This is a genomic window from Candidatus Peregrinibacteria bacterium (assembly GCA_016220175.1).
In the GTDB taxonomy this organism is placed as follows: Bacteria; Patescibacteriota; Gracilibacteria; order CAIRYL01; family CAIRYL01; genus JACRHZ01.
Genome location: JACRHZ010000066.1, coordinates 1 through 17,581 on the forward strand (window position 1 = coordinate 1; position 17,581 = coordinate 17,581).

Consider the following 17,581-nt stretch of genomic DNA (forward strand, 5'->3'; position numbering starts at 1 on the left):
TGTTCTGCTTTGAATAGTATGACTGCTCTCGGAATGCCAAAAAGTTACAAAATAGTATGAAAACCTTAGAAAAAGAAAATTGCTCTTTCCTGAGTCTCTATATTATGATTTGTGCAACAAAGCCATTCGTAATTCGTAATTGACTATGAAGCTCATCGTCTTTCTCGGAAACATCGGAAAGAAGTATGAATCGACTCGCCACAACGCGGGATTTCTTTTCGGTGAATATCTTCGAAAAGAATGGGGATTTCCCGAGTGGGAAGATCAGCCAAAATTTTTTGGGGAGATAAGTGAAGGAACTCATCACGATGAAAAATTTATTTTTTTGAGACCTTCAACATTTATGAATCTCTCGGGAAAATCGGTGAGTGCTGTTCAGAAGTTCTACAAAATTCCCCTGAAAAATATTCTCCTCTGTCACGATGACAAAGATATTCCATTCGGAACGGTACGCTATCGAGAAAAAGGAAGTTCTGGCGGACAAAAAGGGGTGGAAGATGTGATTCGAGTTTTCGGAACTAAAGAAATTCAGCGCATGAAAATTGGAATTGCAAATGAAGAGATAGGAAAATTTACGGAAACAGCAGATTTTGTACTTTCGAGATTTTCGGAAAGTGAAATAGAAAAGCTCCCAGAAATTTTTGAGGAGGCAGGGAAATTATTGAGAATCAATTCTTAATTTTGAAATTGCGTGAGAGTCATCTCCCCAGAGATAACCTCGAAGCTCTCTTGTAAGTCATAATAGGAAGTTTTCGATTCATGGTACTCGCAGGAACCCAGTCACGCCAGGAGGCGTGACCCGCACGGTGATGAGGGATTTTTTCATTCGTAATTTGTAATTGATCATTCGTAATTGATTCCCCTTGCCTTTCCCATTCACTTTTGTAATAATCCCCAAGCTCTTAGCAATTCCTATGGCTATTTATGCGGTTAGAAGGGAAGGCGAAACTAATGAAAGGCTTATTAAGCGCTTCAAAAAGCAAGTCCAAAATGCCCGAATTCTTCAAGATCTTCGAGAAAAAAGATATTGGGCTCATTCGCCAAAAAAACGCGTAATTCGAAAGAAAGCGCTCAAAAGAGCTATGTTTCGGGAAAAAAGAGCACGAGAGCAGTTCTACGCGTAAAAGTACAAAATACAAAATACAGTGGATATCACTTATGTTTTGTACTTTGTACTTTGTGCTTTGTGCTTGCATACGGATTTTCCTGCGTGGTCATTTCGATTTGCACTGGCGTTCCGATAAATCCGAACGTGTCACGAATACGATTTTCCAAATATCTCCTTGATGAAAAATGTATATCGTCGAGCCGAGATCCTTTGAAAATAAAGTGTGGTGGAGAAATACCAATTTGCGCTCCATATTTGATCCGAGGATGAGTATTCCTCATTCCCGCCATGGCGTGAATATGCTGAACTTCCTGGAGAAACGCATTAAATTCTGGTGTGGGAATCCTTTTTTTCCGTTCCGCAAAAATTTCTTGAGAGATCATAAAAATTTTCTGCACATTTTTTCCTGTAAGAGCGGAAGTGAAAATTGCCGGCGCCCACGGGAGAAATGAGAGTTCTCCTTTGAGATGATGGAGGAATATTTTTTGAGCTTCTTCACCAGAATCGCGTAAATCCCATTTATTTACGACGAGTACAAGCCCTGTTCGGGCTTCGAGAACTTGTTCAATAATATATTTATCTTGATGCGTAACGCCTTCTTCCGCATCGAGGAGCAGAAGCGTGACGTCTGATCTCTGAAGACTCGCAAGCGCTCTCATCACGGAATATTTTTCAATATATTCTTCCACTTTTGCTCTCCGGCGAAGTCCTGCGGTATCGATGAGACGGAAAGTCGTTCCTTCGTGGACCATTTCAATATCAACCGAATCTCGAGTAGTTCCGGCAATATCGGAAACAATGAGTTTTTGGGTATTTGTGAGTTTGTTCACGAGTGAAGATTTTCCCACATTCGGTCTTCCGATAACAGCAATGCTGATAATCTCATCATCTTTTTTCGGATCTTTGCGAAATCCATTTTTCTTGAGAATCTTTTCCGAAGCATCAAGGAGCTCATCAATTCCAGAATTATGAATTGCAGAAATGAGGAAAGGATCAGTTTCGCCAATGCCAAAAGAAAGAAGATCCATTTCATCCGTTTGCTGAGTTTTTCCCTCATATTTTGTTCCGACAAGGAGTACTGGCTTATCACCCGACTTTTTCCGAAGAAGCCGAACCACTTCTTCATCTCCTGGGGTAACTGGCGCTTTGGTATCCACACAGAAAATAATGAGATCAGCTTCTGCTATCGCCATTCTTGCCTGCAATTGCACATCTTCTTCTATTGAACCTCCTCCGTGATTCTCCGATCTTTTTTCTTTTTTCTCTTTTCTCTTTTCTCTTCCAAACTCAAGTCCTCCTGTATCGATAAAAAACATATCCACTTTTTTCCCGCGATACAGAGCGGTTACGGGATCACGCGTAGTTCCAGAAACTGGACTTTCAATCGCAATTCTTTCCCCAAGAATACGATTAAAAAGTGTGGATTTTCCGACATTTGGACGACCGATAATGGCGACGACAGCTGGCACAAAAGAAATTTTGAATTATGAATTTTAAATTTTGAATTATCGTGCGGGTCACGCCTCATGGCGTAACTTCTTCTATGAGGAACTTCTCTAAAAAATCTGCACGAGTATCGCACGGACGAACAAAAATCGCAATTTGGGCTTTCAAAATAACCTAAAATAGTGTATAATTCCCTGATACATTGACACATTCTTCTCCAAAGATAACTTCTTTCCCGTTGTTCCATCTTCAATATTTGAAACGGCTCCGTGAAAAATACACCCAAACAGGACTCATTTTCGGGATTTTCCTGTTGTTGCTCATCGGAACAGGATTTTCCCTTTTCCCTAAAAATGATGCTTTTGGATATGGATATACGGTCGATCTTGCCTACGATATGGCAGCAAATCCTTCCGCGATCAATAATGGTGAAACTACGACCTACACGATAAATATTAAAAACAAGAGTGATGGACCACTTGATACCGTAGGTATAATTTTTAGCTTTGATGCAACACATCTCCAATTTGTTACTGCCACTGCAGGATCCTGTAGAGTCGTCCAAGGCTCGAAAGTTGATTGTGCGAATGGTCCACTTGCTCAGGATGCGACATTAAGTTTCGGAATTACAATGCGAGCGATAAAATCAGGATCTCCGGACAGCACAATTATCGTATATCATTCAAACCATGTGGAATATGGTAATGACAGCACTTCTGTTGATATTGAGCCAGCCGCAGATCTCTCCGTTACGAGAACTGTGGACAAATCGGCCGTTGTTCCCGGAGAAACAGTTGAACATACACTTACTATAAAAAATAATGGTCCAGATATTGCAGAGACCTTCTCTCTCTCTGACTCTTATAATGAAACCCTTTTTGCCGTTGATTCGACAACAGTTCCTGCAAATTGTGAGATAATTACTGCTGCCATATTCTGCGATTTTACAAATTTGGGAGTGGGAGCGAGTACGGTAATAACATACCAAACGCTCGCGCGTGATACCGGAACTTCTGGATCTGCCCAATTTACTCTTGTCCTCGAACCTAATACTCCAATAGATCTCAATTCGGCAAATAATTCTGCAACAAATACCGTAAATGTGAGTTATCGTACCATTCGAACTTCAGAAGAAAATTTTTGGAAAATTGATGGCGTAAAAACATACCAAATCACCGCTGCTGTAGCGAACGGCACAACTGGTATGCAAAATATACGCGTCCTTATCAATTACCAAGGAAGTAATTCTTCAAATCGCCGAGGTTACTTTGCTTGGAATGAGGGAACTACTTACACTTTTGATCCTAATTCTACAGATCAGCTTCCGTGTGGAACTGGAAAGGTTGATAAATACAATGGCACTACCAATGGCGGATTTGGAAAAGATTTTATTGATCTCGTGGGGTGTTCTACTTCCGTCACTTCTCAGGGGCAACGCACAGTGACTTTTACTGTTCGTCCTCGAAGTAACTTTGGTGATTTCGCTCGTATTAATGATATTTCACTTTGGACGACGGATACCGCCGGAAATGTACTGGATTGGCAAAATTATGATATCAACTTCGGAAGCGATGGAACTCCTCCCTCAAAAGACGCTCTCTCAATAACAACAATAGCAAATAACTATTTGAGAATTGATGGAGTCACTTCATATACGATCACCGCAAAGGCAACAGACATGGGAAGTGGTATTCAAAATATGAGAACTCTTATTAATTACCAAGGAAGTAATTCTTCAAATCGCCGAGGATACTTCGCCTGGAATGAGGGAAGTACTTACACTTTTGGCTCTGATTCCACCGATCAATTCCCGTGTGGAACTGGAAAAGCTGATAAATACAATGGCACTACCAGTGGCGGATTTGGAAAAGATTTTATTGATCTCGTTGGGTGTTCCACTTCCGTCACTTCTCAGGGACAACGCACAGTGACTTTTACTGTTCGTCCTCGAACTAATTTCGGCGATTTCGCTCGTATTAATGATATCTCGTTTTGGACGATGGACACAGCTGGAAATGTTACCGATTCTAGCAATGGTTCCAGTGGTTGGGATAATTATGATATTAACTTCGGAGCTACGAAATATAATCCGATTCCGGAGTCTATATCTTTCTTCCCTTCAAAGACAGAGTATTATACCATAGAAAATCCAAATCTCATCTGGCAATCTTCTCAGTTTACCGAGTATGTTCAAATACTTGGAGAAAATATTACAAATCCCATTCAAACAGGATCTTCTGGGCAGTTAGAATTAGACGGACCTCTTTCTCCCGGAACATACACCTATTCCATTACTCCTTACGGACCAGATGGTATTATAGGCGAATCTCGAACCATCGATCCTTTGCTTAAAGTCATTCCTACGCCTCAGTGTACGGAAGACAACAGAGTGGAAAAGTGCGGAACGTATGCCTGCGTCGGATCTCAGAGTTGTGACACTCTATGTACAACGGAAAACAAATGCGCCGTTTCTACAAATTGCTCGTCTGTGAAAGGACGATGCGGAGCGCAGTGTTCACTCAACTCTGACTGCCAAAATTCGAAGGAAGTGTTCTGTAATGCAAACCATGAAGTCTGCACGCCGATATGCTCCACAGAAACAGCAACAAAAGGGCAATGTGTTGCGGGAACAACAGACTGTCACACTGAATCTGGATTTTGCAACGTGCCAGAAGCGCTTTCCGTAAATATTCCAGCTCAAACCATTCTTTTTGGAACAAAACCAACTGATATCGTCATATCTGGAGGAACACCTGGGTACAGCATTACTTCCGTGGAAGAAACTCCAAAATCTGGAAGTACTGGGCTGAGACCGACTCTTAATGCCGATGATGCCACGATCTCATTCCCGTCTCCTGCCATTGGAACAGGAGAAATGAAAATAACGATTAGGGATTCTCTCGAACAATCAATCGAGGTAACTATTGTCGTGTATGCTCGCCCGAATCTTGCAAATTATAAAACCTTTACCATTGATTCCACTTGCGATAAAAGAACCGGAAACAATGCTGCTCTCGTTGGAGAAATTTGCACACTTGTAGCTACGGTAACATTTGATGATGGAAGTTCTCAGGATGTTTCTCGAGAAGTATTTTGGGATGGAACCAAAGGAGCGGGAGTGTTTCTCGATGGAGACACGAACGGAAAGCCAGATGGAAGATCTGATATTTTTATTCTTCCCGCACCACTCACAAGTGACACGCCGAGATACGTCGACATCTCCGCATCGCTTCTTATTTCAGACGATCCCGAAGATCCAGATGCCGTATATGTCCGAAATGATGATGAACCGATTCGATTTGAAATTAAGGATCCGGGAAGACTTTCTTCCCTTGAAATTTCTTCTGAATGTGACACAAAAACAAAATCTGTGGGAGATGATTGTACGTTAAAAGCCAATGGAAAATTTGCAGATGGAACTCTTCACGATCTTTCGAATATCGTGGAATTCCTCGGATATCAAACCATCGGAAAACTTCTTGGAACAAAGGCTGGAGATCCGAAAAATGGTATTTTGGAAATTACAAAACGCGGTATTGCGACGATTACCGCATATATGCCATTTTCCATTTTTGATGGAAATCCGGGAATTTCGGGAGATGATACTAACAGCATTGCAGATGTCATCTACAAAAATAGAGGAGATGGAGTTTCCTCAGAAACGTCTGTCGTTATTACCGCAGTTGATCCGACAAGAATTACCTCAATCACTGTTTCGTCACCAAATTGCGATGGAAAAGAAGTACCAATTGGAACCGTCTGCGTACTTCAGGCATCAGGAATCTATGAAGATGGAACTTCCTATGATATTTCGAATTTGGTTACGTGGATCGGACATGAAGCGGTTCTTGGCGATAAAGGAAAACTCGGTGAAAATGGCGTCCTTACGACAGGAAAAGCAGGAACTGCCGTTATTCATGCAACGCTTGTCGTGAATCCAAAAGATTCTTCAGGAGGAAGTATTTCTTCAACTTCATCTGACAGTATTACGATCACCGTAATAAATCCGGGAATTTTGAAATCAATTACTGTTTCTTCAAATTGCAGTGGTATAAAAATCATTGGAGATGTCTGTACGCTGAGGGCAATGGGAACATTTGCGAGCGGCGAACGTGATATTTCTGATCAAGTCACATGGAACGGTATTTCTGCTCTTGCTGGTGCGATTACAGGTATGAGTGACATGGTGATTACAAAAGCAGGCGTTGCGACCATAAGCGCAACTCGAGCCATTGATCCAGAAAATGCTGGAGCAGGAAGTGTTTCTTCAAATTCCATCGAAATTTCAGCCGTAGATCCAGGAGAAATTGACTCTATTGCGATTAGTTCTCCATGCAGCGGACTCCAGAAAAAAATTGGAGAATACTGTCAACTCAAAGCAGAAGCGACATATAAAGGTGGAGAAAAGGGCGATGTTTCGGAAAAAGTGACATGGACGGGGTTTGATCAAATTGGCGTGGTGAATGGTTCACTTCTCGAGATTAATAAGCGCGAAAATCGAGCTCAAACGGAAGCGCTCATTTTTGCGCATATTTCTCAAACAAGTGGCGATATTCGTTCTCCAATGAATGCTCCCATTCGAATTATTGTGGTGGAAAAACTCCCTGAAATTAGGAATATTTACACGATCGGAAATCCAGAAATTTCCAGAAATACTCATACGGATTTGTATATTGATGTCTTCAGCGAAAATGGAATTTCAGAACTTGGGAAAATTCATGCATTCCTGTACGAAGGAATGTTTGGAACGCCTGAAGAAATTCCAGCCGCGCAGAATTCATTTACCATTATTGAAGATGATAAGGCTTCAGAAGTGACAGAAGGAATAAATTCTGCTCTCATTAAACTTCCGATCTACATTCCCGTGTTTGCGGACATGCAAGATGGACCATTTACTTTCCTCGTAAAGATAGATACCAATTCCGGAAATACTATTTCCAAAGTATATACCACCTATCTCGGAATGCGTCCTTCTGGAGATGTGAGTGGAAATGGATTCCTTGACAAAGCTGATATTTCGATGATGCTCAAAATAGTAAATAGCGAAATTCAAGCTTCAGAACAGCAGATAAAACGTTCTGATTTTAATGGAAATCGTCAAGTTGATCTCATTGATGCTATCTTTGCGCTCAGAAAATACGCTGAGTAAAAAGAGTATGAGATCCATTCTCCTCCCTCCCTTTGTCATCCCGCGCTTGACGCGGGATCTCAATTGTCACCAAGAGTGAAGAAAAAACAAAAGCGTTATTTTCAGGTATTTCTTTATTATTGGTTGTGTTTGAGACCCCGGATCAAGTCCGGGGTGACAAAAAAAGGTAGGGAGAATATAAGCCCAATTTCTCCTTGTCCTATTTTTCCCCATTCGTCAAGGACAAACCAGCGAAAAAAATCCGAAAAAATGGTAAAATATACAGAATTTTTGTAAGATTTTTTCGGAGTAAACTCCTCAGCATGTTCTTGCTATCTCACAACAAAAAACACCGATCTTGGGGAAATATGATTCTCGTGGGAATTCTGGGGATTTTTTTGATGGGAATTTTTTCAAACGTATCGTTTGCAGACAATATAGTTTTTTTCCCCCCGACAGGAGGATTACTACAATTTTATGATGCCACAACAGCAAATGAATGGGATGGAAGTGGAAATTTTTTGGATATTAATATTGTTGATGGCTTTACTGGGTTTGTACAAAATTCATGTGCCGCGCATAATAATGATGCGTACATTATCTCACAGGGATGGGCTGTAATTGTAATGATAATGAAACCTGGCTATGCAATTTTTAATGCAACTGGACAAGTTGTAGGAAGTGGTAATTTGGGAGATGTTGACATAACAAGCGACGGTCAAAATGGAACATGTGTATCAGGTTCAAGTTTTTCTTTTGGAGAGAAGGGGCGTTATGAACAGGCTCGAAATGACTCTATAAATGTTTCTCAATTAGCCAATGGCACCTATGTGGTCTCTGTTGTTGTGACGGCTACATACAATGGAACAACAAGGATGCATACCTTCTTCAAAGATCTTGTGATAAATCGAGCTCAACAAGATCCACAAGTTGATCAATGCCCCAGCGGCAATAATTCTGAATGCCCGTCCTACTGCGGGAATATTGTGAATGGAAGCCGTGAATATTGTTCTGGAGTATGTAACTCGGATAAAACTTGTGGAAAAACTTGTACATCAAATCCAAATGATTCTTGCGATGTAAAAGAAGATGGTTGTCCCTACACTTACTGCCGAAGCGGAGGAAAATTTTGTGATATGAAGCCCAGTGATATTGCCAATGTTCATTGGTGTGTTGAAAAAAGCTGTAGTGCGCCAGGAGATCCACGATGTAAAGCAGGAGGAACTTGTAGCGCAACTTCACCATGCACTGGAAGTGTTTGCAACAACAAAGGCGAATCTTGCACTCAAAAATGTACAGGAACACAATGTGTTGAAGATAAGTGTACTCCAGATCCTGTTCATTGTGCGGGTGATCCGAATGAAAATTCTTGCCTCAGCTTAAAACCCGCAAGACAGAGCCCTGATTATGACACAAATGAACCTCCTACTTTACAGTGGACAACTGGAGCGAAAACGACAAAAGTTAAAATAGCGGGTCCCAAAATTTCCGTTGATCCACCTGATCCGCTGCCGCCGATAGAAGGCAAGTATTTTGGAAAAGATGGGACTCTAACACTTCCTATCCATACTCCAGCAGGGAATTACAACTATACACTTACTCCCTTTGATGATGCAACGCCCACTCCAAATCAAGGAACACCACTCTGCACTCTTACTCTTCCTATAACTGCTGCCCCAGCGTGCAGTGCGACAGATCCTCGATATCCGTGTGACCCGAATCGCGATTATTGCGTTGGCACAAAAAGTTGTTCTCCAAAGTGCGTAAGTAATGCTTGTATTCCGAATCCTGACGACTGTTCTTTCAAAAAAGGAAAATGCGGAGCTCAGTGCGGGAAAAATGAAGACTGTCCTGTCTTTCCAGACGGAGTGTATTGTGGCGGAGATGGTGGAAAACAAGTGTGTGCGCCTCAGTGTGATCTCACTACGGGAAAATGCATAGCTGGACCGACAGGAACATGTTGGTATGAAGATGGTCAATGTGGATTCTATAATCCCCTGTCTCTTTCTCCACCGGCACAAACAGTGCTCGTGGGCGATCCGCCAACAAATATTTCTATTTCTGGAGGGAAAAAAGCCTACACTATTACGTCAGTAGAAGAAGCTATCCGTCCAGGCGCAACAGGACTGACGCCCACGCTGGATTCCAATTCCGATCTTATAAAATTTCCCAAAGCAGCATCTGGCGAAGGAATTATGAAAATCACAGTAAAAGATGCGCTCGGAAAAGAAGCCATCGCGAATATTACAACTCTTTCACTTCCTCCTCTTTCCTCAATTGATAAATTCTGGGTGGAAAGCAGTTGTACGGGAGACAAGAGTGATCCGGTAAACTATGACGATGATTTTGATGGCGTTTCTGATAGTAAAGACAACTGCCCACTTGTGTATAATCCAGGACAAGAAGACTCGGATGGCGATAAAGTTGGTGATGCTTGCCAAAACGGAAAGAAAGTCACCGTGGGCGAAGTGTGCACGCTCTTTGCCAAAGTACAGTATCCGGGAAAAACGGTTGGAGGAAATTCAATTCCCGGAGTTATTCGCGACGTTTCTCGCCTCGTTTATTGGGAAGGCTTTTTTGAAGTTGGGGTTTTTGTGAACGGGAACGAAAAAGGTCAAACTCCTGGCGGTTCTGATCTCTTTATTATTCCACGATCACTCGCCACTGATACTCCAACATTTGCAAATATTACCGCTCTTCTCGTTCTCTCCGGTGAAGATCCTGCTGATCCAGAAGCAGTTACGGAACGAAGTTCCAATCAAATTCGGCTGGAAGTGAGTGACCCCGGAAAACTGGAATCTCTTGAAATTTCTTCCGAGTGTGATGAATACAGAGCTCCTCCAGAAAGTGCAGGAGCAGATGATGACAGAGATGGCATTTTGAACGGAGTTGATAATTGTCCGTATGTTTCAAATCCACGAGTAGATGGAAAACAACCGGATACCGATAATGATGGAATCGGTGATGCGTGTGATAAAAAACCAAAAATTCTTGGAGATATCTGTACACTCAAGGCTGAGGGAACATTTGATGATGGCACAAAACATACCATTTCTCATCTTGTGGAATGGCTTGGGTATCAAAACATTGGAAAAATGGTGAATGATGCAAAGCCCGGAGACAGTGGCAACGGACTCCTTGAGATCGAAAAGCGTGGAAGAGCCACAATTACGGCTGTTATGCCTTTTTCAATTTTTGATAAAAATCCAGGAATTCCAGGGGACGATATCAGTAGTATCGAAGATATTTTGTACAAAGAACGCGGAGACGGCGTTTCTTCTCCTGAAAATGATCCCATTATTATTACCGCTGCGAATCCAGGAAAACTCGTTTTGATTTCAGTAAGTTCCCCAAATTGTGGAAGAGTACAAAATGGAAGCGTTGAGAAAAATCTTGTTGGACAAACATGCGTTCTCATTGCGAAAGGAACTTTTGAAGATGGGAGTGAATATGATATTACTCCGCAAGCGGATGTAACATGGATCGGTTTTGAATCAGTTGGAGATGAAGTAAATGAAACAGGAATTTTGAATCTGACAAAAAGCGGAATGGCGAGTATTCGCGCAACACGAAGAGTGTATCTCGAAGATTCTGAACCAGAAGGCGGACCTGCGCCAGGAATAATTTCTTCCTCAAATAATATTTCGGTAACTGTTCTTGATCCTCAAAAATTGGAATCAATTGCCGTTTCTTCAGAAGGATGCGATGGAAAACAGAAACTCATTCATGATATTTGTGTTCTCAGGGCAATGGGAACATTTCAAGATCTGGATCCGAATACTCCCGGAAATACAAATATTCATGATATCTCCCATGAAGTTACTTGGAATGGATTTTCTGCCGTTGGAACTGAAATCAAACCGGTTGCGGAACTCGAAATTACGAAAACGGGAATCGCCACAATTACGGCAAGTCGTCTTCTTGATCCCGATGATGATTCCAAGGGACTCATTTCTTCAGATCCGGCAAAACCAATTGTGATCACTGGAGTCGATCCCGGTGAGGCTCTCAAAATCACCGTGGATTCTGATTGTAACAACAAAGACCCTGTTCAGAATCCCATTCAAAAACATATTGGAGAGTATTGCGAACTCAGGGCTACTGCAACGTATCAAGGACGTGGACAAGGCTGTGATACAAATCCCGAAAGCTGCAAATTTCTGGCGGATGTTTCTAGTCAAGTTCTTTGGAGAGGATATGAAGGAATCGGCGTGATCGATGCGAGCAATAAATCACTTCTGGAAATTACGAAGAGAAATTCTGCTCCAGAAACAATTGCGAATATCACTGCAATTTTTGAGCAATCTCTTACTCATGAAACATATCACGACATCGTTTCCGAAAATCCTCCGATAAAAATTTCTATCGTTGAGAAAAAACCAGAAATTCGCGGAATTCATACAGTGGGAAATTTTGGAATTGGAAGGAATACACATGAAAAACTTTTTGTCGATATTTTCACTGAACCGGGAGATGCCACTTTCGATACGATTCAAGCGCATCTTTACGAAGGAAGTTTTGCTTCTCCGGCAGATATCACTGGAGATGCCTTCCCGATTATCATTGAGGAAACTGCACCACTTATTACCGCGGGACAAAACGCAGTGATGATTGAACTCCCAATTCTTATTCCCGACTTCGCTGGAATGGATGAAGGACCATTTACTTTTCTGGTCAAAATTACTACGAATTCCGGAAATGTTATTTCTGCAGTTCATCCGACGTATCTTGGCACTGCTCCCACAGGTGATTTTAATGGAAATAAATATGTGGAACTTTCTGATATCATTTCCATGATGCGAATAGTGAACGGAGAAATCTCTCTTGCAAATGAAGAGCAGCGCAAAAGAATCGATATGAATTTTGATCGAGTTATTTCACTTCTCGATGTTCTCCTCGCATACAGGAGATTTACATCATTATAGACTTATTTCTTCGCCTGTTTTATAGTGTTCCCATGAAATTTCGAAGCCCCATCGTCATTCTTATCATTCTTCTCCTTGGAGTAGGTGTGTTTGGAATTATTCTGCAGACAAATTTCTTCAAAGCGACCTTATTTCAGGGCGGAAATGAACCTATCGCTGGTATAGCTCAGCAAATATATATTCCGAATAATTATAGGGCTGCTCCAGGACAAATTGGGGAAATTGAAGTAAGAAGCAATTTTGAAAAAGCAAACGTGACAGGACTGAGATACTTAATTTATTGGGATGCCACTCAATTAAAATATAGAGGATATGTACGGGAAAACTTGCCTTGGACAAGTGACTTCACTATTAACGCATTTCTGGCAAATCAAGAAACAGAGACCGATAATGCGAAAAACATGATTGCAAGATTGCGACAAACTATTCCAGATCTTCCTGAAAATTTGGAATTGCTCCTCTTTACTGTCCAAGGAGATTCGTTTATCTCCGTATCAAAAAATGCAATCCTTTCTCGACTACAATTCGAAGTAATGTCCGGACTTGCTGAGAATATTCCTCTTCATCTTTCTTTTTATGCTGACGAGACCGCCGTAGCCTCATTAGGTTCTGCACAAGAAAAAGAAATAATTGCAACGAAACTTTCCCCCAGAAATGGTCTCATAACTGTTGACTTTGGAGCCAAATTGCAAAATGAAACTGCTGCAGATGCATTCTTCGTCATGCCCGGACAAACCGGAAAAGTAACGCTCACAGCTCCAACAGAAGGAACTTTATCGAATGTCGTTGGTCTTTCTTTTACAGTAGAGTGGAATGCTCTACAAGCAACTTTTCTTAAAGATATTCCAAAATCCGTTCAAGAAACTCCTTTTGTGAATAAAGATTTCCTCATCGAAACATTCCAGAGAGATCCTTCCGTGGGAGTTTTGAATGTTTCCATGGTAACAGCGAAAGAAGGAGTAAATCTGGCGAGTGGAGCTCCGATCATGAATTTTGATATGCAATTCGCACAAAATTTGGTACTGGGGAGTTCTGTTCCTTTCACATTTAAAAATATTACATTTGTCTTTGAAAATCCTGAACCGGAAAATAATATTCTCACGCCAACAGAGAGTCCTCCAAAAACTGTTCGCATCACTGTTGATAGCGCTGGAGTCATGAAGCTTCTGAGCGTACAACCGATTTCAGGAGCAAAACTTGAACTTGGATTTTCGGATTATCTCGATGCAGCAGTTCTTTCAGATATTACAATTACGCCAAATATTATTACAGCTGATACTACCCTTCGTATTGAAAATAAAAAACTCATTCTCGAGAATCTTGGAACGGATCTAAGCCCAGATGCAAAAACAATTTATCGAGTGGATGTTTCTTCGAGCGTAAAAGGAAATTCTGAAGGAGGAGTTCATCCAAGTTTCTCTACGGGATTTTTTGAAGAATTTACTGATCCTGATCCAGAAGACAATGCTTTCGGGCTCCAAAGTGCCGTGCCTTCGTCTCCAAGTTCTCTCATTCTTACATTTTCTGCGAACATATCGTCCCCAGAAATGAATACAAATTTTGTAAAAATTTATTATGCTGATGAGGCGAAAGCGATGAGAGAACTCAATATTTCGAAAATCGAAAAACAAGGAAATACGCTTACTCTTACGACGAGAGAGCAAACTCCGGGGAGAGAATATTTCGTCATTGCGCTTCAGGACAAGTGGAAAAATGCAGACAATAAATTCTTGACTTCTCAAAATGGACTTTCGTTTTTTGGATATACGGAAAATCGCCCAAGGATTACTTCAGTCTCCTCTCAGCCGCCAGTAATAATAAATTCCGCAGCGTCGCAAATTACGCTTCTCGGTCAGAATTTCGCAGCAGGAAGCATGCTCCTTGTTGGAGACGCTGTCATTGTTCCCACATCCATTACGAGTTCACAGATAGTATTTTCTCTCCCCGCTGAATTTCCAGCAGACACGTATACAATTCTCCTCAGAACTTCGAGTGGAGATATTATCACCGCGCCAACTCAGCTTATTGTCAATGAACCAGAACTGGAATTTAAAATTCTTTCCGATCAAAGCCGTGCAAGTCCATCAGCAATAGAAAATGACGGGATTATGAAAACAAAACTCTGGGTACTTGTGGTGAATGATATCGATGGTGTTTCTGATATTGAAAAAGTTACCGGAGATCTTGAGCTTGTTGGTGGATCTCGAATTGCAGAATTTACATCAAGCGACGAGTTTATCACTGGAAATCAAAGGTGGTATTCACTCGAAATTACCGTTCCTTCGAGCGTTCATACTTCTGAAACGCCATACCTGATTCCTGTTAAAGCTGAAAGCAGAAGAACGGAACGAACTGCAGCAGGAACGGTTTCTTTCTCGGTCGTAAAAGATATTAAAGCTGGTACTGCTCCTCAAATTTTGAGCGCGAGTGTGAGCAGGACAACGGTTGCTCCAGACGCAGGAACTCCGCTTACTATCAGTGTGGAAGCGAGAGATGAAGATGGCGCTTCTGATATTTACAGAGTTATTGTGGATCTCAGCAAAATCGGATTGCCGAATATGCTCTTAAGTCCACTCTCAGAAAAAATTCCTGCCCCAACTCCTCAGCAGAAAAGAGCATGCACGGCGGATGATTACACAGTAACCGAGTACGGAGCATGTACAGATGGAACGCAAACACGAAGCGTGCAACGTAAAACTGGAATTGATTGTGTTGATGGCGCTTCAAAACCACCGAGTTCAAAAACATGTACGGCGCAAATACGAGCATGTACGGTCGATGATTATAATGTAGGGGAATATGGAACTTGTACAAATGGAACCCAATCACGAAGTGTTACTTTAAAGAGCGGAGTGACCTGTATTGAAGGGGCTTCAAAACCGCAAAACTCAAGAACTTGTACACCGCCAACATCATTTTGGGAGAATCTCTTTCCGAAGGCATTTGCAGAAGAATCTTCATCTGTAGATGTCGCTACTCAATGGTTTGAGAGTGATGAAATTATGATCCCAAAAGATATTGTTCCCGGAACATACACTCTTCCAATTACCGTGATCGACACGCAAAGTAAAGAAGCGCGAACTTCTGTTACGATAAATATTCAGAGAAACACAGGAGGAACGCCAACAATTGCGGAAAATATTTTTGTGTCCCCTTCCAAAAGTATGATTAAAGACGGAAAAACAAAACACATTTTTTCTGCAAAAGCAACAGATCGAGTTGATGGAGGAAAAGATATCGAATCTATGATCGCTGATCTTTCTGATCTCGATCTTCCTCCTACTCCGATGAAATTGACGTTAGTGCAAGGAGACAGCGCGTTCTTCACGCTCGATAATATTGTCATTCCGGAAAAAACAATTCAAGGATTCAAGGCAATTAAATTTAGCGTGAGTGATAAATCTGGAAATACTTCTGAAGTAAAAATGATTGTGGAAGTTGTACGACTCGTAGATTCTCCTGACGCAGCGACGCCTGAGATCAAATCTGATCGCGGATATATGACACCGGTATATGCGCCAAATGATGGGAAAACTCGATTTACTGTATACGTTTTCGCCAGAGATGGAAACGGCTACAAAGATATTGATTACGTCACTCTTGAACTCGGAAATGTGGCACGCTTCGTGGGAAAAACTTCGAGTCAGTATAATCCGTCCGTGGATTATAGCCCTGCAAAGGGAGATAATGGAGCTCAGGAAGAGAAAGCAAAAGATGATGGGAATCAAAATAATAATGATGGCAATGATGGTGCATCACTTTTGTTCTTTTCAAAAGCTTCTGCAGCAGCAACTCCTCAAGATAACAAATGCGTCACAACTGACACTATTATGTGTTTGTCTCCATCAGTGAGTGAAGGCGAATTTGGACGATGGTTTTACGCACCAGATTTGGTAATTCCAAAAACTACTCCAGTTCCCGCAAATGGCGAACCATTTGAGCTCCGAGTTTCCGTGACAGATTCTGTCGGAAGAAGTGGGAATGGAATTGCAAAGATTTTTGTCAGCGATGGAAATACACCTGATCAGCGTGAGCCAGCGCCATATTTAAAGCAAGCGGTTGCAGTCGGTCCTGATGTCATCGAAACTATTTTTTCTGCACCAGTCGAAGCATCGAGAATTTCAGACGGAGCATTTACAATTGTCGAAGCAAAAAATATTAAAAATACACTCGACATCGAGGACATCGATATTTCAAGCAGTGGTCTCTTAATTACGATTCATACCGAACAAATGACCGCAGATGAACCCTACACGCTCATTGTGGACGCAGAAAAACTCAAGCTGAATAATCCCCGATTCTCAACAGACCGCGTAAACTTCCTGGGATTTTCCGCTGAGAAAGCGAAGAATTCTCGCGATCCGAGCGCACTCGTGGCAAGGGCAGTAGGAGATAAGCGTGTGGAAGTACAATTCAATGTGGATATGAAATTTTCTACACTTGATGCAACCGGAAAAGAGTGGTTCCGCATTTACGGTCGCGATGATATCACCGATCGTCTCCCCATTACTCACGTGGAAATTGGAAAAAATTCAAAAACAGTTCTCGTGTACACGGAGCAGCAAATTTCTGGAAAAGAATATGCGCTCGAACTCAAAAACATTGAGAGCATATTCGGAAAGAAAAGACCTTATTCTAAAGCGCTTTATTTCCTCGGATATAAAAATACCGAAAAAACAGAAGCAGACGCTCGTACAAAGTTGAGTGGTCTCGAAAAAGAAATGGACGCAAATGGAGATGATGAAATTAATTTCTATGAATTTTCTAAATTTGCAGCCACATATGGTCAAACGGCTTCGGACGGGAAACCACTCTATGGTGATTACAATAAAGACTCCAAAGTTGATTTTGAGGACTTTATTATCCTGGCGGCACATTATGGAATCACTCCGCCAAAAGATACGAAAAATGTTCCTCCATTTCCGCAGGATGAAGTGGAAAAAGAAGAGCAGAAATTCCCTGCCTGATTTTTGA

6 protein-coding genes are annotated in these 17,581 nt (G+C 41.6%); 5 read left to right on the top strand and 1 reads right to left on the bottom strand.

The features are described 5' to 3' along the window. Nucleotides 1-145 precede the first annotated feature (145 nt). On the top strand, nucleotides 146-679 hold the full coding sequence (locus HZA38_05395) for an aminoacyl-tRNA hydrolase (GenBank protein MBI5414917.1): 534 nt from the start codon (nucleotides 146-148) through the stop codon (nucleotides 677-679). A gap of 235 nt (nucleotides 680-914) precedes the next feature. Continuing rightward, on the top strand, nucleotides 915-1,124 hold the full coding sequence (locus HZA38_05400) for a 30S ribosomal protein S21 (GenBank protein ID MBI5414918.1): 210 nt from the start codon (nucleotides 915-917) through the stop codon (nucleotides 1,122-1,124). Nucleotides 1,125-1,152: 28 nt separating this feature from the next. Here HZA38_05400 and der read toward each other — a convergent pair whose 3' ends face one another. Next, nucleotides 1,153-2,577 carry a ribosome biogenesis GTPase Der gene (der, locus tag HZA38_05405; protein ID MBI5414919.1) on the bottom strand — a complete coding sequence of 475 codons (1,425 nt, stop codon included), beginning with the start codon at nucleotides 2,575-2,577 and terminating at the stop codon, nucleotides 1,153-1,155. Nucleotides 2,578-2,810: 233 nt separating this feature from the next. On the opposite strand from der, the gene HZA38_05410 reads away from it, so the two are divergent. The 3 genes from HZA38_05410 to HZA38_05420 all read left to right on the top strand — a co-directional run bounded on the left by HZA38_05410 (nucleotide 2,811) and on the right by HZA38_05420 (nucleotide 17,574). After that, entirely contained in the window at nucleotides 2,811-7,703 is a 4,893-nt protein-coding gene (locus HZA38_05410) for a DUF11 domain-containing protein (GenBank protein MBI5414920.1), read from the top strand. A gap of 2,363 nt (nucleotides 7,704-10,066) precedes the next feature. Then, nucleotides 10,067-12,607, top strand: coding sequence for a thrombospondin type 3 repeat-containing protein (locus HZA38_05415; GenBank protein MBI5414921.1), 2,541 nt, complete (start codon nucleotides 10,067-10,069; stop codon nucleotides 12,605-12,607). Between the two features lie 32 nt (nucleotides 12,608-12,639). Next, nucleotides 12,640-17,574: an IPT/TIG domain-containing protein gene (locus HZA38_05420; protein ID MBI5414922.1), complete on the top strand. Its 4,935-nt coding sequence runs from the start codon at nucleotides 12,640-12,642 to the stop codon at nucleotides 17,572-17,574. Nucleotides 17,575-17,581 lie beyond the last annotated feature (7 nt).